Annotated in this window: 22 protein-coding genes; 17 read left to right on the top strand and 5 right to left on the bottom strand. The window is 66.7% G+C overall.

Annotation, left to right across the window (positions count from 1 at the left end):
- The first annotated feature begins 48 nt into the window (after nt 1-48).
- Nucleotides 49-1,533 carry a glycoside hydrolase family protein gene (locus tag B9C43_RS34930; RefSeq protein WP_084431202.1) on the top strand — a complete coding sequence of 495 codons (1,485 nt, stop codon included), beginning with the start codon at nt 49-51 and terminating at the stop codon, nt 1,531-1,533.
- Here B9C43_RS34930 and B9C43_RS34925 read toward each other — a convergent pair.
- Entirely contained in the window at nt 1,497-1,913 is a 417-nt protein-coding gene (locus B9C43_RS34925; RefSeq protein WP_084431203.1) for a hypothetical protein, read from the bottom strand. The two genes, B9C43_RS34930 and B9C43_RS34925, sit on opposite strands and share 37 nt — an antisense overlap.
- Nucleotides 1,914-1,983: 70 nt before the next feature.
- Here B9C43_RS34925 and B9C43_RS34920 point away from each other — a divergent pair, with 70 nt between their 5' ends.
- From B9C43_RS34920 to nusB, 3 genes are read left to right on the top strand one after another with little or no spacing between them, the layout of a single operon-like run.
- Complete coding sequence (locus tag B9C43_RS34920; RefSeq protein ID WP_084431002.1) at nt 1,984-3,093, top strand: aminopeptidase P family protein; 1,110 nt, start codon at nt 1,984-1,986, stop codon at nt 3,091-3,093.
- A 43-nt stretch (nt 3,094-3,136) separates the two neighbouring features.
- Nucleotides 3,137-3,703 carry an elongation factor P gene (gene efp / locus B9C43_RS34915; protein WP_260478970.1) on the top strand — a complete coding sequence of 189 codons (567 nt, stop codon included), beginning with the start codon at nt 3,137-3,139 and terminating at the stop codon, nt 3,701-3,703.
- A 1-nt stretch (nt 3,704) separates the two neighbouring features.
- Nucleotides 3,705-4,124, top strand: a complete 420-nt coding sequence (gene nusB / locus B9C43_RS34910) for a transcription antitermination factor NusB (RefSeq protein ID WP_033390155.1) — start codon at nt 3,705-3,707, stop codon at nt 4,122-4,124.
- Between the two features lie 270 nt (nt 4,125-4,394).
- On the opposite strand, the gene bldD is transcribed toward nusB, so the two are convergent.
- Nucleotides 4,395-4,883, bottom strand: a complete 489-nt coding sequence (gene bldD, locus B9C43_RS34905; protein ID WP_003096372.1) for a transcriptional regulator BldD — start codon at nt 4,881-4,883, stop codon at nt 4,395-4,397.
- A 262-nt stretch (nt 4,884-5,145) separates the two neighbouring features.
- Between bldD and pyrR the strand changes: the two genes are divergently transcribed.
- The 12 genes from pyrR to metK all read left to right on the top strand — a co-directional run bounded on the left by pyrR (nt 5,146) and on the right by metK (nt 17,544).
- Nucleotides 5,146-5,718 carry a bifunctional pyr operon transcriptional regulator/uracil phosphoribosyltransferase PyrR gene (gene pyrR / locus B9C43_RS34900; RefSeq protein WP_033390154.1) on the top strand — a complete coding sequence of 191 codons (573 nt, stop codon included), beginning with the start codon at nt 5,146-5,148 and terminating at the stop codon, nt 5,716-5,718.
- Nucleotides 5,715-6,647 (top strand): aspartate carbamoyltransferase catalytic subunit, encoded by a 933-nt coding sequence (locus B9C43_RS34895; protein WP_084431001.1) that lies wholly within the window; start codon nt 5,715-5,717, stop codon nt 6,645-6,647. Before pyrR ends, B9C43_RS34895 begins: the two co-directional genes overlap by 4 nt.
- Nucleotides 6,644-7,927, top strand: coding sequence for a dihydroorotase (locus B9C43_RS34890; protein WP_084431000.1), 1,284 nt, complete (start codon nt 6,644-6,646; stop codon nt 7,925-7,927). Before B9C43_RS34895 ends, B9C43_RS34890 begins: the two co-directional genes overlap by 4 nt.
- Nucleotides 7,924-8,427, top strand: coding sequence for a PH-like domain-containing protein (locus B9C43_RS34885; RefSeq protein WP_084430999.1), 504 nt, complete (start codon nt 7,924-7,926; stop codon nt 8,425-8,427). The genes B9C43_RS34890 and B9C43_RS34885 overlap by 4 nt, the downstream gene beginning before the upstream one ends.
- Nucleotides 8,424-9,533, top strand: a complete 1,110-nt coding sequence (gene carA, locus B9C43_RS34880; protein WP_033390150.1) for a glutamine-hydrolyzing carbamoyl-phosphate synthase small subunit — start codon at nt 8,424-8,426, stop codon at nt 9,531-9,533. The genes B9C43_RS34885 and carA overlap by 4 nt, the downstream gene beginning before the upstream one ends.
- A 3-nt stretch (nt 9,534-9,536) precedes the next feature.
- Nucleotides 9,537-12,863, top strand: coding sequence for a carbamoyl-phosphate synthase large subunit (carB, locus tag B9C43_RS34875; RefSeq protein ID WP_084430997.1), 3,327 nt, complete (start codon nt 9,537-9,539; stop codon nt 12,861-12,863).
- Nucleotides 12,860-13,708 carry an orotidine-5'-phosphate decarboxylase gene (gene pyrF / locus B9C43_RS34870; RefSeq protein ID WP_084430996.1) on the top strand — a complete coding sequence of 283 codons (849 nt, stop codon included), beginning with the start codon at nt 12,860-12,862 and terminating at the stop codon, nt 13,706-13,708. Before carB ends, pyrF begins: the two co-directional genes overlap by 4 nt.
- 111 nt (nt 13,709-13,819) lie before the next feature.
- Complete coding sequence (gene mihF / locus B9C43_RS34865; protein WP_033390147.1) at nt 13,820-14,137, top strand: integration host factor, actinobacterial type; 318 nt, start codon at nt 13,820-13,822, stop codon at nt 14,135-14,137.
- An 11-nt stretch (nt 14,138-14,148) separates the two neighbouring features.
- Nucleotides 14,149-14,739, top strand: coding sequence for a guanylate kinase (gene gmk, locus B9C43_RS34860; protein WP_235039034.1), 591 nt, complete (start codon nt 14,149-14,151; stop codon nt 14,737-14,739).
- Between the two features lie 16 nt (nt 14,740-14,755).
- Nucleotides 14,756-15,037: a DNA-directed RNA polymerase subunit omega gene (gene rpoZ, locus B9C43_RS34855; RefSeq protein WP_033390145.1), complete on the top strand. Its 282-nt coding sequence runs from the start codon at nt 14,756-14,758 to the stop codon at nt 15,035-15,037.
- The gene (gene coaBC, locus B9C43_RS34850; protein WP_407657145.1) at nt 15,034-16,287 is read left to right on the top strand and encodes a bifunctional phosphopantothenoylcysteine decarboxylase/phosphopantothenate--cysteine ligase CoaBC; all 1,254 of its coding nucleotides are present in this window, start codon (nt 15,034-15,036) and stop codon (nt 16,285-16,287) included. Before rpoZ ends, coaBC begins: the two co-directional genes overlap by 4 nt.
- Before the next feature lie 51 nt (nt 16,288-16,338).
- Nucleotides 16,339-17,544, top strand: coding sequence for a methionine adenosyltransferase (gene metK, locus B9C43_RS34845; RefSeq protein WP_033390139.1), 1,206 nt, complete (start codon nt 16,339-16,341; stop codon nt 17,542-17,544).
- Between the two features lie 124 nt (nt 17,545-17,668).
- On the opposite strand, the gene B9C43_RS34840 is transcribed toward metK, so the two are convergent.
- A complete protein-coding gene (locus B9C43_RS34840; RefSeq protein WP_084430994.1) occupies nt 17,669-18,607 on the bottom strand; it encodes a proline dehydrogenase family protein in 939 nt (312 codons plus the stop codon).
- A gap of 27 nt (nt 18,608-18,634) precedes the next feature.
- Between B9C43_RS34840 and B9C43_RS34835 the strand changes: the two genes are divergently transcribed.
- Nucleotides 18,635-20,632, top strand: a complete 1,998-nt coding sequence (locus B9C43_RS34835; RefSeq protein ID WP_084430993.1) for a primosomal protein N' — start codon at nt 18,635-18,637, stop codon at nt 20,630-20,632.
- Here B9C43_RS34835 and B9C43_RS34830 read toward each other — a convergent pair.
- Together B9C43_RS34830 and B9C43_RS34825 are read right to left on the bottom strand one after the other, a co-directional pair.
- On the bottom strand, nt 20,629-21,369 hold the full coding sequence (locus B9C43_RS34830) for a hypothetical protein (RefSeq protein WP_084430992.1): 741 nt from the start codon (nt 21,367-21,369) through the stop codon (nt 20,629-20,631). The genes B9C43_RS34835 and B9C43_RS34830 overlap by 4 nt on opposite strands.
- The gene (locus B9C43_RS34825; protein WP_235039033.1) at nt 21,366-21,956 is read right to left on the bottom strand and encodes an RNA polymerase sigma factor; all 591 of its coding nucleotides are present in this window, start codon (nt 21,954-21,956) and stop codon (nt 21,366-21,368) included. The genes B9C43_RS34830 and B9C43_RS34825 overlap by 4 nt, the downstream gene beginning before the upstream one ends.
- Between the last annotated feature and the right edge of the window lie 11 nt (nt 21,957-21,967).

Raw genomic sequence — 21,967 nt, 5'->3', positions numbered from 1 at the left:
CGTAGACTGTCGCCCGACTGGGTGACGGAAGGTTCGTGTGTGCGTCGTTTGGTGTTGGTGTTGCTAGGTGCAGCGGCGTTGGCGTCGTGTTCGGAGGTTCCGCCACAGGCCGATGGCGTTGGGGCCGCAGTCATCGGTGGTGCATCTGAACCCGCCCGATCCGCCCCTAGGCCGGCGCCCGCGCCTGCTGCGGCGCCTCCGCCGCAACCGAGGGCGTTGTCCCAGGACAATGTGCGACCGGATGCTGGGGTTGTCGCTGCTGCGGGGGAGAACGCTCAATACAACTACGCGCCTTCGGTGATGGTCGACAGCGGCCGCGTGCGTATGTGGTGGTGCAGCCAGCTGGTCAGCAATCCGCCACCGGGCGACGATGTGCTCTACGCCGAGGCAGCCACACCGGCGGGCCCTTTCTCCACCGCCCAGGCGGTGTTCGGCGGTGCTGGACAAGGCTTTGACGGTCGGCACACGTGCGACCCGTCGGTGATCAGGGTCAACGGAACGTATTACCTGTACTACACAGGCGCGCCGAACGACCACAGTTCCGGCAATGCGATCGGGCTTGCCACGAGTGCAGACGGTGTTACGTGGGTGCGGGCAAAGGGAGGCGAGCCGATCGTCGGTTCGTCATATGAAGTCGCTCGAAGCAACACTTACGGCGCGGGTCAGCCATCGGCGCTGTACCTCGACGGCTGGTTCTATCTGATGTTCACCGACACAAACGGAGCCGGGGCATACGACAACGGAGCCGGTCAGTTCGTGTTGCGCTCGAAAGATCCAGTGTTCGCAACAGGCGTCGAGATGTTGGGCCACGGCGGCTTCAAACCCGGCACAGGCCGCGAACGATCCGTTGTGGACGCTTTCAGCGCCGACTGGATGTGGATCGACGCGCTGGATGCGTTCGCGATCGGTCACGAGACGGCTGGCGGCACCACCATCACCTTCTGGAACAGGGACTTCACCGCACACCCGTACGAACCGGTAGTCGTTCCAGGGCCTTGGGAAGAGGGACCGGGACTAGCCCGCCGTGCGGACGGACACGCGCCGCTGTCGCTGACTGATCCATGCGGCCGCATACCGATCGACGTCATCCGCGCGACGCGAGACAAGGCCGAACCGACAGACCTCAAGTTGTTCGGACTCGATCTGCACACCGCGCACGGCTGCGCGACCAAGCAGTCAGCGTTCGCCACGTTGCAAGGTTTCGCGATGCCGTCCCCGCAAAGGACGCTCGACATGGTGTTGGGCAACGAGTTTGTGCGCGTCGACCGCCGGTCGGTTGCCGAAGCGATGGGCGCAGTCGTCATCAGCCAACGAGCTGAGGCGTTGAACGGTGCGCCGATTACTGCGCACATCAAGGCGGGCGCTGCGGCCATGCGGGCGGAAGGTCGCGGAGTTGGCTTCCTCCTCGGCGGAAGCCGTCTTTATCCAGTGACGCCGACGGTCGTCGCCGCGAACTCCTCAACCGTCGAGGACATCCCGGCGACGAAATGGGACGCCTACTCGGTCGGCCCCGCTTTGGCCGTGCCGCGCTGAGCGAGCCGTCCACCAACAAACAAGCCGAGTCCTGCGGGCACGAGGATCACCAAGGCACCGAACGCCGCGTCGCCGGTCAACGCACTGCCCAGTGAACTGAGCCCGGTCTCGTCCACGAGGATCGCCTTGCCGATCACCCGCAGCACACCGCTGGCGAAGCCGGCCACGATCGATGCCAGCACCCAGATCCGGGCGCGGTCGTCCAGGGTGTGCCATCCGTCGAGTGCGCCCCACAGCGCAGCGAGCCCCGCGACGACACCGAGCACGATCGAGCGAATGACGCCGAGCGAACTGACGTGCACAGCGATCGCGGCGAGCCCGACGTCCGCACCAGCCAGTACAAACGCGAGCACTCCGCCTCGGATCAGCCAAAATCGCACCACAAGACCCTATAACGAGCGTGCGGCCCAACGGTGATCCAACAATCCGTGCCGACGTTAAGCTCGTCGCATGTCTGACCTCTACGCCCGCCGCCGTGAAGCACTGCGTACCCAGCTCCGGGAGCGGGGGCTGGACGCCCTGCTCGTGGTCGACCTATTGAATATCCGATACCTGACCGGGTTCACCGGTTCCAACGCCGCACTCGCGGTACACGCCGCCGACAGCCCCGGCGACGAGAAGCACACCATCTTCTGCACCGACGGCCGATACCTCACGCAAGCCGAACACCAAGTACCCGACCTCGAGCGAATCATCGACCGCGCCAGCGCCATCGCATTGGTCAACAAACTCGCCGCCCAGAAAACCAAGCACCGCCGGACCGGTTACGAAAGCCACCACGTCACTGTCGAGGCGTTGGACGGCCTCGCCGACGCCGCCGCGGGCGTCGAGCTGATCCGTGCACCGGGCATGATCGAGAAGCTGCGGATCATCAAGGACGACACCGAGGTCGAGGCGCTGCGGATGGCGTGTGCGGCCGCCGACCGTGCATTGGCCGACCTGATGGCACATGGCGGACTGCGACCGGGCAGGTCAGAGCGTGAAGTCGCACGCGAGCTCGAGGATCGGATGCTCGAGAACGGCGCCGAGAAGCCCGCGTTCGAGACGATCGTCGCCGCGGGCGCGAACTCGGCTATTCCGCACCACCGGCCCACAGATTCCGTCCTGCAGCACGGTGATTTCGTCAAGATGGACTTCGGCGCGTTGGTGGACGGGTATCACTCGGACATGACCCGCACCGTGGTCCTCGGCGAGCCCGCGGACTGGCAGAAGGAGATCTACGACCTCGTCGCGGCTTCACAAGCCGCTGGGCGGGCCGCGCTCAAGATCGGCGCGGACGTCAAGGACGTCGATGCCGCGTCTCGTGACGTCATCGAGCGTGCCGGTCGGGGCGAGGAGTTCCTCCATGGCCTCGGACACGGCGTTGGCCTGCAGATTCACGAGGCCCCGAGCCTGTCGAAGACCGGTGAAGGTACACTTTCGGCCGGCATGGCGGTCACCGTGGAGCCCGGCGTGTATCTGGCCGGCAAGGGCGGTGTCCGAATCGAGGACACGCTTGTCGTGCGGGAGGCCGGTCCCGAACTCCTCACCTTGACCACCAAGCAGCTCATGGTCGTGTGAACGCACGCACGCCCTGGAACTTGAAAACAGGAGAGTCGAACCCGTGGCCACCACCACCAACGACCTGAAGAACGGAATGGTCCTCAACATCGAGGGCCAGTTGTGGACGGTTGTGTCGTTCCAGCACGTCAAGCCCGGCAAGGGCCCGGCCTTCGTCCGGACCACCCTCAAGGCCGTGCTGTCCGGCAAGGTCGTCGACAAGACGTTCAACGCGGGCACCAAGGTGGAGACCGCGACCGTCGACCGCCGTGCGATGACCTACCTCTACGCCGATGGCTCGGACTTCGTGTTCATGGACGGCGAGACCTACGACCAGATCCACGTCAGCAAGGACGTCGTCGGTGACGGCGCGAACTACCTGCTGGAGAACACCGAGGTCACGGTGGCCACGCACGAGGGCGTGCCGCTCTACGTCGAGCTGCCGACCTCGCTCGAGCTGGTCATCCAGCACACCGACCCCGGTCTGCAGGGCGACCGCTCCACGGGTGGCACCAAGCCGGCGACCCTCGAGACCGGCGCGGAGATCCAGGTGCCGCTGTTCCTCTCCACCGGTGAGAAGGTCAAGGTCGACACGCGCGACGGCCGTTACCTCGGGCGCGTCTCCAGCTGAGATGGGCGCACGTAGCAAAGCTCGCAAGCGCGCGGTTGACCTGCTGTTCGAAGCGCAGCTCAGGAAGGTCGACCCGGTCAGTCTGCTCGCTGACCGGGTCGGTTCCCCTGACGTACCGCCGGTGAACGACTACACGGTCACGCTGATCGAGGGCGTGCAGACGCAGTTGGTGCGGATCGACGAGTTGCTTGCCGAGCATTCGGAAGGCTGGACGCTCGACCGGATGCCCGCAGTGGACCTCGCAGTGCTTCGGCTCGGCCTTTATGAGCTGTTGTGGGCGTCGGACGTGCCGGACGCGGTGGCCATTGACGAGGCTGTTCAGCTCGCGAAGATGCTGTCGACAGACGATTCGCCGCGGTTTGTCAACGGACTGCTCGGCCGGATCGCCACAATCGCGGACAGGCTGCGCGCCACTCTCTGACCAAGAGACGCCCTGCACGTAAACGTGCTGGTGAAAACGCGCGCGGCGGAGAAGTGTCGGACCCCTGGTGTTGACTGAGAACTAGAGGTTCCCCCAATGGCGGGTTTTGTCGCGTTGGTGGACAGCGACATGCGCCGCAGCGGTTGGCAGAGCCGTCGAGGCGGGCGGTCGTGCAGGGCGACCTCTTGACCTCAGGCTATGTGCTCAGCGCCGACCGGCTGCGCGCCACCCATCGTCCAACGGGTCCCCCAGCGCGCAGCCGGCGTCATGTCAGTCCTCTTTGGACGGCCTTGCTTCCGGCGGGAGCACGCCCCAGTCGATCAGCTGCTCGGTGAGCTCGCCCGGGGTCATGTCGTAGATGATGGCGAGTGACCGCAGGTCCTCGGTCCGGATGGACAGCACCTTGCCGTTGTAGTCCCCTCGCTGACTCTGGATGGTGGCCGCGTAGCGCGCCAGCGGGCCGACCTTTTCGGCCGGTAGCTGTTGCAGCCGCTCCAGGTTGATGACGATCTTCGTGGCTGGCTCGGCACCGGAGGGGACCCTTCCCTCAGGCAGGAGCTCGACCACCGGTACCCCGTAGAAGTCAGCCAGCTCGGCCAGCTTCTGCACGGTCACTGCACGGTCGCCGCGTTCGTAGGAGCCGACGACGACTGCCTTCCAGCGTCCGCCGGACTTCTGCTCGACGCCGTGCAACGACAGGCCTTGCTGCTGGCGGATGCCACGGAGCTTGGCCCCTAGCGCCTTGGCGTAATCGCCCATGTGGCGGTTCTCCATTCATTCGCCCCGGCGGCCGGGAAGGCGAGCCGACGGGTCTCTGCTTAGATCGATACGCAGAGTAATGGTTACTTGCCGTGGCCACCAGGTCAAGCACCTCGCTCAGTTGCAGTATCGAGATCGGCGTGAAGACCACCCGGACGGTGTACCGGTGTGCCCTGGTAACGTGCCTGATGACCCTGGTAGTGAGGGTCCTTGACATCCTTTAACGACCCGTCCAGCGAGGCGGGGAAGGAGGTCCACGCCAGTGCCACGCACCCGTGGCGCGGCGGATCCCGGCGGGCGGCGCGAGCTGCTCTCGGCCGGGGACGTCGCGCGCACCGTCGCCCGAATGGCCCATCAGGTCATCGAGAAAACGACTCTCGGTGCTCCTGACGCTGCTCCAGTCGTGCTGATCGGCATTCCGACAAGGGGCGCGCCGCTTGCCATGCGACTGGCAGCACGCATCGCGGAGTTCAGCGGAGTTCACGTCCCCACGGGCGTGCTCGACGTGACTCTTTATCGCGACGACCTGCGTCGCCATCCCAATCGCCCGCTTGAACCGACGAGCCTGCCCGAGGGCGGTATCGAGGACAAACTCGTCATCCTGGTCGATGACGTGCTCTATTCCGGCCGAACGGTCCGTGCCGCTTTGGATGCGCTGCGTGACCATGGCAGGCCACAGGCTGTCCAACTCGCGGTTCTGGTCGACCGCGGCCACCGTGAACTGCCGATCAGAGCCGACTACGTAGGCAAAAACGTGCCTACCGCCCGGTCGGAAGGTATTGAAGTGCTGCTCGAGGAACTGGACGGCCGCGACGCCGTGGAGCTTGTCGGATGAAACACCTGCTGAGCTGCGACGGCCTGAGCCGTGACGCGGCCACTGCCGTACTGGACACCGCCGAGGCGCTGAAGCAGGCACTTCTGGGCCGGGAGGTCCGTAAGCTGCCGACACTTCGCGGTCGGACGGTCATCACGATGTTCTACGAGAACTCGACCCGCACGCGCGTGTCGTTCGAGATCGCGGGCAAATGGATGAGCGCCGACGTCGTCAACGTGTCGTCGAGCGGTTCGTCAGTGAGCAAGGGCGAGTCGTTGCGTGACACCGCGCTGACGTTGGCGGCCGCGGGTGCGGATTGCGTCATCGTTCGTCATCCGGCGTCCGGTGCGGCGCACAGGCTGGCCGACTGGCTGGCCGGCACGCACACATCGGTCGTGAACGCCGGTGACGGCATGCACGAGCACCCGACCCAAGCGTTGCTTGACGCGGCCACCCTCCGCGAGCGCCTCGGCGGCCTGGACGGTCGCCGGATAGCGATCGTCGGTGACGTGCTGCACAGTCGCGTGGCCAGGTCGAACGTGCATTTGCTCACAACGCTGGGTGCCGAGGTCGTCCTCGTCGCGCCGCCGACCTTGCTGCCCACGGGCGTAAATAGTTGGCCTGTAACGGTGTCGCACGAACTGGACGCCGAACTGTCCGCTGTGGACGCTGTGATGATGTTGCGCGTGCAGGCCGAACGGATGCACGGCGGCTTCTTCCCCTCTGCACGCGAGTACTCCATCGCATACGGTCTGTCGGAGGCGCGCCTGCGCCTGCTCCCTGACCACGCTGTCGTGCTGCATCCCGGACCGATGCTGCGCGGCATGGAGATCGCGTCCACCGTCGCGGACTCGCCACGGGCCGCGATCACCGACCAAGTCCGAAATGGAGTCCACGTCCGCATGGCGGTGCTCTACCACCTGCTCGCCGGAGAAGAGGAAGTCGCATGACGCTGATCAAAGGCGCCGTGCCGTACGGCGAAGGGGACCCGGTCGACATCCTGGTCGAGGACGGTCAGATATCGGATATAGGAAATCTGAAATCTGATGACCAGGACGTCATCGACGCACGCGGCTTGATCGCGCTGCCGGGGTTCGTCGACCTGCACACGCACTTGCGCGAGCCGGGCCGCGAGGACACCGAGACCATTGAGACCGGTTCGGCGGCGGCCGCGCTCGGTGGTTACACGGCGGTTTTCGCGATGGCCAACACGGACCCGATCGCTGACAACCCGGTTGTGGTCGAGCACGTGTGGCGCCGCGGCCGTGAGGTCGCGTTGGTTGACGTGCATCCCATCGGTGCGGTGACCGTCGGCTTGAAGGGCGAGCGCCTCGCTGAGCTCGGTGCGATGGCCCGGAGCAACGCCAACGTCCGGATCTTCTCGGACGATGGCATGTGCGTCGCGGACCCACTCATCATGCGGCGCGCGTTGGAGTACAGCCGTGGCCTCGACGTGCTCATCGCGCAGCACGCCGAAGAACCGCGTTTGACGGTCGGCGCGCAGGCGCACGAAGGTGAGACGGCCGCGAGGCTCGGTCTCGCCGGTTGGCCGGCGGCCGCCGAGGAGTCGATTGTCGCCCGCGACTGTTTGTTGGCCGGGCACGTCGGCGCGCGGTTGCACGTCTGCCATGTGTCGACCGCGGGCACCGCCGACGTACTGCGCTGGGCGAAGGCCCGCGGCACGCAGGTGTCCGCCGAGGTCACTCCGCACCACCTGCTGCTCGACGACGATCGGCTGAACACCTACGACCCGGTCAACAAGGTCAACCCGCCGCTGCGGGCTATATCAGATACGAAATCGCTTCGCGAAGCGCTGGCCGAAGGTGTCATCGACTGTGTGGCCACCGACCACGCGCCGCACGCTCCGCAGGACAAAGACTGTGAGTGGTCCGCCGCGCGACCGGGCATGCTGGGTCTGCAGACCGCCCTGTCCGTCGTGATCCAGACGATGGTCCAAGGCGGCCTGCTCGACTGGCGTGGGGTCGCGCGCGTGATGAGCGAGCGGCCGGCGGAGATCGCTGGGCTGCCGGACCACGGCCGGCCGATCGCGGTCGGCGAACCCGCCAACCTGGTCCTGGTCGACCCCAAGGCGACGTGGACAGTCAACGGCGCGGAATTGGCCAGTCTCGCGAGCAACACCCCGTACGAGGGCATGGAGCTTCCCGGCGTCATCAAAGCCACGTTGTTGCGCGGCAAGGTGACCGCCCGGGACGGGAAGGCCGCTAGATGAGGATCTTGCTGACGCTCGCGATCGTGGCCTTCTTCCTGCTGTGCGTGCTCGCGATGTGGTGGGGCTACCGCAATCGGGCACGCAGGCAGAGCACGGTCCTTCCGGCGTTTCCCCAGCCGCCGGAACACCTCAAAGACGACCTGCTCGAACCCGCGACCGGCGTGTACATCAGCACGACGACCGCGACGAGCTGGCAGGACCGCGTCGCGGTCGGGGACGTCGGGTTCCGCGCCGCCGCGACCGTGCACCTGACGGACGACGGTGTGTTGTTCGACAGGGAAGGCGCGGATCGGGTGTGGATCCCGGCCGAGTCGGTGGTCAGCGCCCGCACCGACCGTGCGATCGCCGGGAAGGTGATGAGGCGCGACGGCCTGCTGGTCGTGCGCTGGCGGCTGGGCGAGCACGAGCTCGACACAGGCTTCCGGGGAGATGACAAAGACGTGTACGCGGACTGGGTCGAGGCGTTGACCGGCCTGGCCAAAGGAGGAGCGGCGAAGTGACACCAGCTGTATTGGTGCTTGAGGACGGCCGGGTCTTCCGGGGTGAGGCGTTCGGCGCGGTCGGGTCGACCCTCGGCGAGGTCGTCTTCTGCACCGCGATGACCGGGTACCAGGAGACCCTGACCGACCCGTCGTACCACGGCCAGATCGTGGTCGCGACCGCCCCGCAGATCGGCAACACCGGGTGGAACGACGAGGACGACGAGTCCACGAAGATCCACGTCGCCGGTTACGTGGTGCGCGACCCCGCACGGATCCCGTCCAACTGGCGGTCCCGCCGTTCGCTGAACGACGAGTTGGTCAACCAGGGCGTGGTGGGCATCGCCGGAATCGACACGCGAACGGTCACCCGGCACATCCGTGAGCAGGGCGCCATGCGCGCCGGGATCTTCGCGGGTGACGCGGTGACCGATGTGGACACCATGGTCCAGGCCGTGAAGGACAGCCCGAAGATGAAGGGCGCGGACCTCTCTGGCGCGGTCAGCACCAAGGAGACCTACGTCGTCCCTGCCGACGGCGAGACCCGGTTCAAGGTCGCCGCGCTGGACCTGGGCATCAAGTTCAACACGCCGCGGATGATGGCCCAGCGCGGGATCGAGACGCACGTGATGCCGGTCGGGTCCACTCTGGACGACCTGCTCGCGGTCGAGCCCAACGGCGTCTTCCTGGCCAACGGCCCAGGGGACCCGGAGACCCAGGCGCACGCGATCGCGCTGACCCAGCAGGTGCTGGAACGCCGGATTCCGCTGTTCGGCATCTGTTTCGGCAACCAGATTCTCGGCCGTGCGCTGGGTATGGGCACGTACAAGATGCAGTACGGGCACCGTGGCATCAACGTGCCGGTGATCGAGGCCGCCACCGGCCGGGTCGCGATCACCGCGCAGAACCACGGGTTCGCGTTGGAAGGCGAAGCTGGCCAGAAACTGGACACGCCGTACGGCGCGGCCGAAGTGAGCCACTACTGCCCGAACGACGGCACCGTCGAGGGCTTGCGCTGTGTGGACGTGCCGGCGTTCAGCGTCCAGTACCACCCCGAGGCCGCCGCGGGCCCGCACGACGCGGCGCCGCTGTTCGACCAGTTCGTGACGTTGATGGATGAGGCCTGACAGATGCCGAAACGGACAGACATCAAGCACGTGCTCGTGATCGGCTCAGGGCCGATCGTCATCGGGCAGGCGTGCGAGTTCGACTACTCGGGCACCCAGGCCTGCCGCGTGCTGCGGGAGGAAGGCCTGCGGGTCAGCCTGGTGAACTCCAACCCGGCGACGATCATGACCGACCCGGAGTTCGCCGACGCCACCTACATCGAGCCGATCACGCCGGAGTTCGTCGAGAAGGTCATCGCCGCCGAACGCCCCGACGCGATCCTGGCGACCCTAGGCGGGCAGACCGCGCTGAACACAGCCGTCGCGCTGCACGAGCGGGGCGTCCTTGAGAAGTACGACGTCGAGCTGATCGGCGCGGACATCGACGCGATCCAGCGCGGTGAGGACAGGCAGAAGTTCAAGGACATCGTCGCGCAGATCGGCGGCGAGACGCCGCGCAGCCGCGTCTGCCACTCGATGGACGAGGTCCGCGAAACCGTCGCGGAACTGGGTCTTCCCGTGGTCATCCGGCCGTCGTTCACCATGGGCGGGCTGGGGTCCGGCATGGCGCACACGCCCGAGGAGCTTGAGCGGCTCGCGTCATTCGGCCTGGCCGAGTCGCCGGTGACCGAGGTGCTCATCGAGGAAAGCGTCCTCGGTTGGAAGGAGTACGAGCTCGAGCTGATGCGCGACCGGCACGACAACGTGGTGGTCGTCTGCTCGATCGAGAACATCGACCCGATGGGCGTGCACACCGGTGACTCGGTGACCGTCGCGCCCGCGATGACGCTGACCGACCGCGAGTACCAGCACATGCGCGACGTCGGCATCGACGTTCTGCGCGCGGTCGGCGTGGACACCGGCGGCTGCAACATCCAGTTCGCCATTAATCCGGAGAACGGCCGGATGGTCGTCATCGAGATGAACCCGCGCGTTTCGCGGTCGTCGGCGCTGGCGTCGAAGGCGACCGGTTTCCCGATCGCCAAGATCGCAGCCAAACTTGCTATCGGATATACGCTCGACGAAATCCCGAACGACATCACCGGCGAGACCCCGGCGAGCTTCGAGCCGACGCTGGACTACGTCGTGGTCAAGGTGCCGCGGTTCGCGTTCGAGAAGTTCCCCGGCGCGGACAAGACGCTGACCACCACGATGAAGTCGGTCGGCGAGGCGATGTCGCTCGGCCGCAACTTCACCGAGGCGCTGGGCAAGGCGTTGCGGTCGATGGAAACCAAGGCCGCGGGCTTCTGGACAACACCGGACCCGGCTGACGCCACCCTCGAGTCCACTTTGGAGCAGCTCAAGGCCGGGCACGACGGCAGGCTGTACACGGTGGAGCGCGCCTTGCGGCTTGGCGCGTCCGTCGAAGACGTGCACAAGGCGTCCGGCATCGACCCCTGGTTCATCGACCAGATCCTGTCGCTGGTGGAGTTGCGTGCCGAGATCCTGAACGCCGCCGTGCTCGACGAACCGTTGTTGCGCAGGGCGAAACGCGCCGGGTTGTCGGACCGTCAGGTGGCGGCCCTGCGACCGGAACTGGCGGGGGAAGACGGCGTTCGCACGCTGCGGCACCGCCTCGGAATCCGGCCGGTGTTCAAGACAGTCGACACCTGCGCCGCCGAGTTCGCCGCGAAGACGCCCTACCACTACTCGGCTTACGAGTCCGATCCGGCGGCCGAGACCGAGGTCACGCCGCAGCGCGACAAGCCGAAGGTGCTCATCCTCGGTTCCGGTCCGAACCGCATCGGGCAGGGCATCGAGTTCGACTACTCGTGTGTGCACGCGGCCATGGCGTTGCGTGCCGACCAGTACGAGACCGTGATGATCAACTGCAACCCGGAAACGGTGTCGACCGACTACGACACGTCCGACCGGTTGTACTTCGAGCCACTGACCTTTGAGGACGTTCTGGAGGTCGTGCACTCCGAGCAGGAGTCCGGCACCGTCGCGGGCGTCATCGTGCAACTCGGCGGTCAGACACCGCTCGGTCTCGCGCAACGGTTGGCGGACGCGGGCGTCCCGGTGGTCGGCACGCCGCCCGCCGCGATCAACCTGGCCGAGGACCGTGGAGCGTTCGGTGATGTGCTGACGTCCGCCGGCTTGCCGGCGCCGCGTTACGGGACAGCGACCTCGTACGAGGGCGCGAAGCGGATTGCAGACGAAATAGGATATCCGGTTCTGGTCCGACCGTCCTATGTGCTCGGCGGGCGCGGCATGGAGATCGTGTACGACGACTCCACGCTCGCCGACTACATCGCACGCGCGACGGAGGTCTCGCCGGAGCACCCGGTTCTGGTCGACCGGTTCCTCGACGACGCGATCGAGATCGACGTCGACGCGTTGTGCGACGGCGACGAGGTGTTCATCGGCGGCGTGATGGAGCACATCGAGGAAGCGGGTATCCACTCAGGAGATTCGTCGTGCGCCCTTCCGCCGATCACGTTGGGCCGTACGGACTTGGAGAACGTCCGCCGTTCGACCGAGGCGATCGCCAAGGGCGTGGGCGTACGCGGACTGCTCAACGTCCAGTACGCGCTGAAGGACGACCAGCTGTACGTGCTGGAAGCCAACCCGCGCGCGTCGCGGACGGTGCCGTTCGTGTCCAAGGCGACCGCGGTGCCGTTGGCGAAGGCCGCGGCGCGGATCATGCTCGGCGCGACCATCAAGGAGTTGCGTGACGAAGGCATGCTCCCGCCGTCCGGCGACGGTGGCGAGTTGCCGTCGGACGCCGCAGTGGCCGTCAAGGAAGCAGTGCTGCCGTTCCACCGGTTCCGCACGCCGGAAGGCCAAGGCGTGGATTCGTTGCTGGGCCCGGAGATGAAGTCGACCGGCGAGGTGATGGGCATCGACACCTCGTTCGGCAAGGCGTTCGCCAAGTCACAGACCGCTTCGTACGGCTCGCTGCCGATGTCCGGCCGCGTGTTCGTGTCGGTGGCCAACCGGGACAAGCGCGCCATGATCTTCCCGGTGAAGCGGCTCGCCGACCTCGGCTTCGAGATCATCGCGACCCAGGGGACCGCGGAAGTGCTCCGGCGCAACGGCATCCCATGCGCCGAAGTGCCCAAGCACTTCGAGACACCGGCGGACTCGGTGCGCAACGCGGTCAGCGTGATCCTCGACGGCGAGGTGGTCATGGTGATCAACACGCCGTACGGCAACAGCGGGCCCCGTGTGGACGGTTACGAGATCCGTACCGCCGCCGTGGCGCGTGACATCCCTTGTGTGACCACGATTCAAGGCGCCGCAGCGGCCGTTCAGGGCATCGAGGCCCTGATCCGAGGGGAAATCACCGTCCGGCCGTTGCAAGCCCTGCAAGAAGCGCTGAAGGCACAATCGGGGAGCAAGGCATGACGCGATCGGATCGCGCCTCGTTCGGCGCGCGGCTGACTGACACCGTCGCCGAACGGGGCCCGCTCTGCGTCGGCATCGACCCGCACCCCGGTCTGCTGGCGCAGTGGGAACTTCCCGACGACGCGAACGGACTCGAACGGTTCGCGATGACCTGTGTGGACGCTTTGGCCGGCGAGATCGCCGTCCTCAAGCCACAGTCGGCGTTCTTCGAGCGCTACGGCTCCAAGGGCATCGCGGTGCTCGAGCGGGTCATCGCGGAGTCCCAGCAGGCTGGCGCACTCGTGCTGCTGGACGTCAAACGCGGCGACATCGGATCCACGATGGCGGCCTACGCGGCGGCGTACCTGACCGACGGATCGCCGCTCGCCGCCGACGCCGTAACACTGTCACCTTTCCTCGGATTCGGCTCACTCGAACCGGCGTTCCAAGCCGCGGAGAAGTCCGGGCGGGGCGTTTTCGTCCTCGCTCTGACCTCGAACCCTGAGGCGTCGGACGTCCAGCGTGCGCTCAATGGCGGACGCAGCATTGCGCAAACGGTCGTGGACGGTGCGGCCGAACGCAACGCCGGAGTGACTCCGATCGGGGGAATCGGTCTCGTCATCGGGGCCACCATCGGGACTCTTGGCGTGGACCTCGCGGCACTCAACGGGCCCGTGCTGGTGCCCGGTTTCGGGGCACAAGGGGGCACGATGTCCGATATCCGGACACTCTTCGGGAAATCCCTGCGTAGCGTGCTTCCCACCTCGTCACGGGACGTCCTGAAGGCGGGTCCGGACGTGTTCGCGCTGCGTAGTGAGGCCCTGCGGACGCGTGACGCGATCGTGTCGGCCGCGGGTCACCATTGATGTACCACGCGTGATCTGCGCAGGATCGGCGACCCACGTTGTCCTTGACCCGGGCGTGTCGGTACGGTCGCCAGCACCCGATCCGGAAACACCCACCCCACGGAGGAAATCGTGGCCCTTCCCCAGCTGACCGAGGAGCAGCGGGCCGCAGCGCTGGAGAAGGCGGCTGCCGCTCGTCGGGCCCGGGCTGAGCTCAAAGAGCGCCTGAAGCGAGGCGGCACGACCCTCAAGGACGTGCTCGCCCAGTCCGACAGCGACGAGGTCTTGGGCAAGATGAAGGTGACCGCACTGCTGGAGGCCCTCCCCGGCGTCGGCAAGGTGCGCGCCACCCAGATCATTGAGCGGTTGCAGATCGCCCCAAGCCGCCGTCTCAGGGGTCTCGGCGACCGGCAGCGCAAGGCGCTGCTCGCTGAGTTCAGCGGCGAGTGACTGGTAGTCACTTGAGTGCCACTGAGCCGGGGACGGGTGTGCGCGCCCGGCCCCGGCTCACTGTTGTGTCGGGTCCGTCCGGCGTCGGCAAGTCCACTGTGGTGGGCGAGCTGCGCAGGATGGACCCGAGCATTTTCTTCAGCGTCTCGATGACCACCCGCGCCCAGCGGCCCGGTGAGATCGACGGCGGCCACTACCACTTCGTCGACCGTCCGCGGTTCGACGAGATGGTGGCCCGCGGCGATTTCCTGGAATGGGCCGAATACGCGGGCAACTGCTACGGCACGCCCCGCCAGCCGGTTCTCGACGCGCTGGCCGCGGGACGACCCGCCATCCTGGAGATCGAACTGCAAGGCGCGCGGCAGGTTCGCGCCGCGATGCCTGACGCGCAGCTGGTGATGCTCGTACCGCCTTCGTGGGAAACCTTGGTCGGCCGGTTGACCGGTCGAGGCACCGAGGACCCCGAGGTGGTCAAGCACCGTCTGGCCGTCGCGGAGAAGGAACTGGACGCGCAAGGCGAGTTCGACGCGCTGGTGGTCAACACCGACGTGAAGCAGGCCGCGGCCGAGTTGCTAACCTTGATAACCGGTACAGCTGTCTGAATCCCTGGAGTTCCTCTTGACCACCGAGCTGGGCGCACTGGGCGAGCCGACCACCAACCTGGAAGGCATCACCAACCCCCCGATCGACGACCTGCTTGACAAGGTCAGTTCGAAATACGCGCTGGTGATCTACGCCGCCAAGCGCGCCCGCCAGATCAACGACTACTACGCGCAGCTCGGTGAGGGCCTGCTGGAGTACGTCGGCCCGCTCGTCGAGCCGGGCCCTCGCGAGAAGCCGCTGTCCATCGCGCTTCGCGAGATCCACTCCGGCCTGCTTGAGCACACCGAAGGCGAGTGACCACCCCGGCTTCTGGCCGGCCCCGGGTGGTGCTCGGGGTCGGCGGGGGCATCGCCGCCTACAAGGCCTGTGAGGTCCTGCGCCGGCTGATCGAGTCCGGTCACGACGTGCAGGTGCTGCCCACCGAGTCGGCACTGAACTTCGTCGGCAAGGCGACTTTCGAGGCGTTGTCCCACCAGCCCGTGTACACGGGCGTTTTCGAGGACGTGCCCGAGGTGGCTCACGTCCGTATCGGCAAACAAGCCGATCTTGTCGTCGTCGTCCCGGCAACGGCGGACCTGCTGGCCAAGGCCGCGCACGGGAACGCCAACGACATGCTCACCGGCACCCTGCTGACCGCGCGATGCCCGGTGCTGATGGTCCCGGCGATGCACACCGAGATGTGGGAGCACCCGGCGACTCAGGACAACGTCGCGCTGCTGCGTTCGCGGGGCGTCATCGTCACCGAGCCCGCCAGCGGGCGGCTGACCGGCACGGACACCGGCAAGGGCCGTCTGGCGGACCCCGCCGAGATCGTCGACCTGGCCAGATTGCTGCTCGCTCGTGCCGACGCGCTGCCCCGTGACATGACCGGCAAGCGGGTCGTGGTGTCCGCGGGCGGAACCCGTGAACCGCTGGATCCGGTCCGCTACCTGGGCAACCGTTCGTCTGGCAAGCAGGGCTACGCGCTCGCGCGGGTCGCTGCGCAGCGCGGCGCGCAGGTCACCCTGGTCTCAGCGCACACCGTCGCGTTGCCGGAACCTGCGGGCGTGGACATCGTCAACGTCGGAACCGCGCTGGAATTGCGGGACGCCATGCACAAGGCCGCGGCCGAGGCGGACATCGTGGTCATGGCGGCTGCCGTGGCGGACTTCCGGCCGGTCAGCAAGGCCGACCACAAGATCAAGAAGTCCGACAAGGACCCGGATCCGGTCGCGCTGACCCGTAACCCGGATGTGCTCGCCGAGCTGGTCGTGGCCCGCTCAGAGGGCAAGTTCGACGCCTACATCGTCGGCTTCGCCGCCGAGACCGGTGACGAGCACGGCGACGTGCTCACGCACGCGCGTGCGAAGCTCGCCAGGAAGGGCTGTGACCTGCTCGTTGTCAACGCCGTCGGTGAAGGACAGGCGTTCGAGGTCGAGGACAACGCCGGATGGTTGCTGGCCGCCGACGGGTCCGAACGGCCTATCGCACTGGGCTCCAAAGCGCAAATGGCGGCCGGAATATGGGACTTCGTCATGAACTCCAGCACTTCTCGAACGGCTGGCTAGATCCTTCAGTACGCTGATCCATGCAGCTCATCCGTGATGAAGTGAGGGGTAATGGCAACAAACAAGGCCAGCCGGCTGTTCACGTCGGAGTCGGTCACGGAGGGGCACCCGGACAAGATCTGCGACGCGATCAGCGACTCGATCCTGGACGCCCTGCTGCGGAAAGACCCACGAAGCCGCGTCGCGGTCGAGACCATGGTGACCACCGGCCAGGTGCACGTCGCCGGTGAGGTGACCACCGAGGCGTACGCGGACATCCCGTCCATCGTCCGCGACAAGATCCTCGAGATCGGCTACGACTCGTCGGCCAAGGGCTTCGACGGCAACTCCTGTGGCGTGAACATCGCCATCGGTTCGCAGTCGCCCGACATCGCACAGGGTGTGGACACCGCATACGAGTCCCGCGTCGAGTCCGCTGACGACGAGATCGACCGTCAGGGTGCCGGTGACCAGGGCTTGATGTTCGGCTACGCGTGCACCGACACGCCTGAGCTGATGCCGCTGCCGATCGCTTTGGCGCATCGGCTCTCCAAGCGGCTGACCAAGGTCCGCAAGGACGGTGTCCTGCCGTACCTGCGTCCGGACGGCAAGACCCAGGTCACCATCGAGTACGCCGGTGACCAGGCCGTTCGGCTGGACACCGTCGTGGTGTCGTCGCAGCACGCCGAGGGCATCGACCTCGAGCGCCTGCTGGGCGTCGACATCCGTGAGCACGTCATGGTGCCGGAGATCGCCGATCTGAGTTTGGACACGTCCAACGTGCGACTGCTAGTCAACCCGACCGGCCGGTTCGTCGTCGGCGGTCCGATGGGTGACGCCGGCCTGACCGGCCGCAAGATCATCGTCGACACGTACGGCGGTATGGCGCGGCACGGTGGTGGCGCGTTCTCCGGCAAGGACCCGTCGAAGGTTGACCGTTCCGCGGCGTACGCGATGCGGTGGGTCGCCAAGAACGCGGTGGCGGCGGGCTTGGCCTCGCGGGTCGAGGTCCAGGTGGCGTACGCGATCGGCAAGGCCGCGCCGGTGGGTCTGTTCGTGGAGACCTTCGGCACCGAGGTCGTCGACCCGGCCAAGATCCAGCAGGCCATCTCCCAGGTCTTCGATCTGCGTCCGGCTGCGATCATCCGTGACTTGGACCTGCTGCGTCCGATTTACGCGCCGACCGCGGCGTATGGCCACTTCGGTCGTCCGGAGCTGGACCTGCCGTGGGAGCGCACCGACCGTGCCGAGGCATTGAAGCAGGCTGCCGGGCTCTGACGGTTCATTGTCGCCGAACGGCGCGGGCATCATCGCCCGCGCCGTTTTCGTATCCGATTCCGGTTCGGTCTAATCGGGTTTCGTATCCGATTCTTGGGTGACCGGTTTCGTGTCCGGTCGGTTGTCAGGACGCGGCGTCGACGAGGGCTTGCAGGAGTCGTTGCGGGTCTTCGGCGATGCGGTTGCAGACGTAGAGCCACCACTCGGTGCCGAACACGACGTACTCGCGTGTCGGGTGACCGCTTTTCGCCATTGCTTCGAGACGGTCCGGTCCCAGACCGAGAAGCGTCTCGAACTCCCACGGTGCGTCGGGACGCCCGGTGCCGCCGAGGTAGCTGTCGATGTGGTTGATCAGGGCCCAGTCGTGGGTCGCGAACGAACAAAGGTGCCCGGCGTCAACCAGCTGCTCGGCGTAGCGCTGATAGGCGACGGCCAGTTCGGGCGCCTCGCGCGGGTACGCGACGGCTTCGCTTTCCAAGAAGGCGCCTTTGACCAGACGGATCCGTCCGGGGCGTTCGAGAACGCGGCGCATGTCGGCGCGCGTTCGGTGCAGTCGCGCCTGAACGGTGATGCCCACGTGGTCAAAGCGCGCGCAGAGTTGTTCGTGGACCGCTAGGACGGCGTCCGTCCGGTCCGAGCCTTCCGCTGAAATGACCATTTCACGCCCAGTCTCGGCGGTCGCCGCGGCGATCTCGGTCGCGTTGTCCAGCACGAGACCGGCGTCAACGGCGAGACCGATGTGCGAAAGGTCAAGCGATACCGAGCAACCCGCCGGCAAACGACGGGCCATGTCGACGAACACCGCGGTCTCCTCAGTGGCGCGTTGCGCGTCGCGGCAACTTTCACCCATGTATTCGGCGTTCGCGCGGTGGCCGTTGGCCAGGATCCCGGTCACTCTTTCGAGCGCATCGGCCAGGTTCTCACCGGCGACGTACCGACTGGCGACCTTGCGCACCAGCGGGCCGATCATCGGATCGGCGGGGATTCGCCACTTCAGGTCTTCGTCGAGGGCGAGGGCGCGCATGACTTCGGCTGCCTGCGCTGCCTGGGCGGAGATGGTCATGATCCGAGCCTCTGGTAAACCTCAGGCGTGGTCAACGCAGGTAATCGAAACAAGGGCGAACGGCACCCAGCGGCCGCCCTTCCGGTTGCCCGTGTCTACGTCGACGTGCCATTGGCGCACCTGGACAAGACATTTGACTACTTGATTCCCACGCAGCTGGACGAACAAGTGGTTCCTGGCTGCCGGGTGCGGGTGCGGTTCTCCGGCAGGCTCGTGGACGCCTACGTCATCGAGCGCGCGGCGGAGTCCGAGCATCCCAAGCCGATGTTCCTCGAGAAGGTCGTGTCCCCTGAGCCAGTACTCGCGTCGGAGATCGCGCACCTGGCCAGAACGGTCGCCGACCGCTACGCGGGCACGATGATGGACGTGCTGCGGCTGGCGATCCCGCCCCGCCACGCCCGGGCCGAAGCGGCACCGTCGCCGGAACCGATCGACGTCAACCCGCCTGAGGAGACCGGCTGGGGCCGGTATCCACGCGGACCGGCGTTTCTTGACGCTCTGAAAGCCGGTCGCAACGCGCACGCGGTGTGGCAGGCGTTACCGAACGACGACTGGCCACGGCGGCTCGCCGAACTGGCGGTGACGGTCGCGGCGACAGGCCGGGGTGTGGTCATGGTCGTCCCGGACTACCGCGATGTGGCCCGTCTGCACGCCGCATGCCTTGACCTGGTCGGCAAGGCGCAGGAGTCGGCAGTCGTGGCGTTGTCGGCCGATCTAGGGCCGTCTACGCGCTACAAACGATGGCTTGCCGTCCTGCGGGGCTCGGCCAGGATCGTTCTCGGCACGCGGGCCACGGCGTTCGCGCCGGTCAAGGACCCTGGACTGGTCGTCGTCTGGGATGACGGTGACGACTTGCACGCGGATCAACGTTCGCCGTACGCCCATGTGCGTGAAATCCTGACGCTCCGCGCGCATCAAACCGGGGCCGCCATGGTCATCGGCGGGTTCGCCAGGACGGCCGAGGCCCAATTGCTCCTGGACACCGGCTGGGCGCACGAGGTCATCGCGACCCGAGACGAAGTCAGGAAGTCGGCGCCACGGGTGACCGCGATCGGCGAGACCGACGTCCAGCTCGCCCGCGATCCGGCCGCCCGGGCGGCCAGGCTGCCGTTGGTGAGTTTTGAGGCAGCGCGGCACGCCCTCGCGGCGGGTGCGCCGGTGTTGGTGCAGGTACCGCGGCGCGGTTACGTGCCTGCGTTGGCGTGCGCGCAGTGCCGAGCACCAGCGCGATGCCGGAGATGCGCCGGTCCGCTCGCGTTGCCTGGCGGTTTTGACGACGGTATGGCGCGTCCGGCTGCGTGCCGGTGGTGCGGTGCTGCCGAGGCCGCTTTCCGTTGCGGGAACTGTGGATCACGACGGCTGAGGGCAGTTGTGGTCGGTTCTAAACGGACCGCGGAGGAGTTGGGCCGTGCGTTCCCGGGCGTGCCTGTCCGGACATCGGGCGCCGACGAAGTGCTCGCGACGGTTTCCAACGCGCCCGCGCTCGTCGTGTCGACGCCAGGCGCCGAACCAGTTGCCGAGTGCGGTTACGGCGCGGCGCTTTTGTTGGACAGCTGGGCTTTGCTCGGTCGCGCGGATCTGCGTGCCACTGAAGAAACGCTGCGGCGCTGGATGGGCGCGGCCGCGCTTGTCCGTCCCGGAGTGGACGGTGGGCGAGTGGTTGTGGTGGCGGAGTCCGCGTTCGCTCCCGTGCAAGCGTTGGTGCGCTGGGATCCGGCTTGGCATGCCGCGCAGGAACTCGAGGCGCGGACCGAACTGGGCTTCCCGCCCGCGGTCCGGATGGCGTCAGTGGACGGATCACCGGACGCGTTGGCCGATTTCCTGGACAACATCGCGCTGCCGGAGTCGGCCGAAGTGCTCGGTCCGGTGCCGATCGGCGAAACCAACGAGCGCGCGCTGATCCGGACGCCTCGTGTTGACGGGCGTGCGCTCGCCGCCGCGCTCGCCGTGGCGCAAAAGGAACGAACGGCACGGAAAGAGCCGGAGTCCATCAGGATCCGGCTCGATCCGTTGGAACTCGTCTAGTTCCTGAGTCCTCCCGCGGACGCGAGCACTGGCGGCACACGACTGAATATGTGCTCGGCCCCATCGTGCATGGCGTACAGCTTTACGCCCGGTTTCTGCGGGTCGATAGGTGTTCGCGCGCGGGCGACGAAGAAGCCGTCGCTCAATCGAGGCGTCACGGTCTCGGTGCGGTTCGGCTCGACGGTCATACGCAGTTCGAACTCCCTCCAGCCGGAGTCGACTACACCAGCGACAGTGCCGTTCGAGGTCGCGAACATGGCCGCGGTGCCCGACGAAGCGGCGTAACCGGGCTCGGCGAATGGATCGGAAACCGTCACCGTGGTTGCTGTGATCTCGCAGAACACCGGTTTGCCCTCGACACGCGCCGCGGTGACGCTCACGCCGTCGGCCTCGAACCTGGTCACGAACGACCACTGTGGACGCTGCAGGAGGTTGCTGGCGGGTGCGGCCGTCGTGGAACAGCGGTCCAGTTCGGCTTCGGCGCCTTGCGAGGCGACATTCGCGGTACCGAACGCCGCCGCTGCCATGGGGTTGTTCGACGAAGACACGTTCTGCGCCAGCACAACCGTGCCGGCGATAAGGACGGCGACCGCGCCGACGGCAGCGACGATCGGTGCGCGTACCCGGCTGAGCCTTGACCGGGCCGGAACGTCCAATTGGCTCCATAGCCTGCGTCGCAGCCGATCCCGGACCTCCGGCGGCATCTCGCGGCGAGGCAGCGGGTCGTGGCGGGTCATCGTGTTCCCTCCAGCAGATCGTCGCCCAGCATGCGGCGAAGGCGGGAACGGGCACGCGAAAGCCGAGACCGGATGCTGACCTCCTCAAGACCGAGCAGCTCGGCCGCTTCGGCGATGGACAATTCGCCGATCAGGCACAACTCGACGGCCTGACGCTCGGATTTCGGCAATCGTGCGACGGCCTGGAGCAACACACGCATCCTGACTTCACCGTCGACCTTGTCCACCACCGAATCCGCGTGGTCCTCGATGGTCTCAACGGTCGGTATCCGGCGTAGCAATCTGGCAAATCGCCCGGAACTACGGAATTCCGTGCGCGCCAGGTTTCCCGCGACCGCGTACAACCAAGGCAAGGCGCTGTCGCGGACCAACGTGACTTCGTGCAGCTTGCGCCACGCGGTCAGAAACGTCATGGACGTGAGGTCTTCGGCCAACGACCACGAGCCGGTCAACCGATAGGCGTGGTTCCACACGGCTTGCGCATGCCGCTCGAACAGCTCACCGAACGCGGCTTTGTTGCCTGAAGCGGCCCGGTGCCACAGCGCCGCGTCGCTGTGCACATCGGCCTGCAAGCTTCTGGTGGTCACATCTATTAGAT

Origin of the sequence: Kibdelosporangium aridum, from assembly GCF_900176515.1 — a bacterium.
Taxonomy (GTDB): Bacteria; Actinomycetota; Actinomycetes; order Mycobacteriales; family Pseudonocardiaceae; genus Kibdelosporangium; species Kibdelosporangium aridum.
The sequence above is the reverse complement of the archived record's forward strand: the minus strand, read 5'-3'. Positions and strand labels throughout refer to the sequence as shown.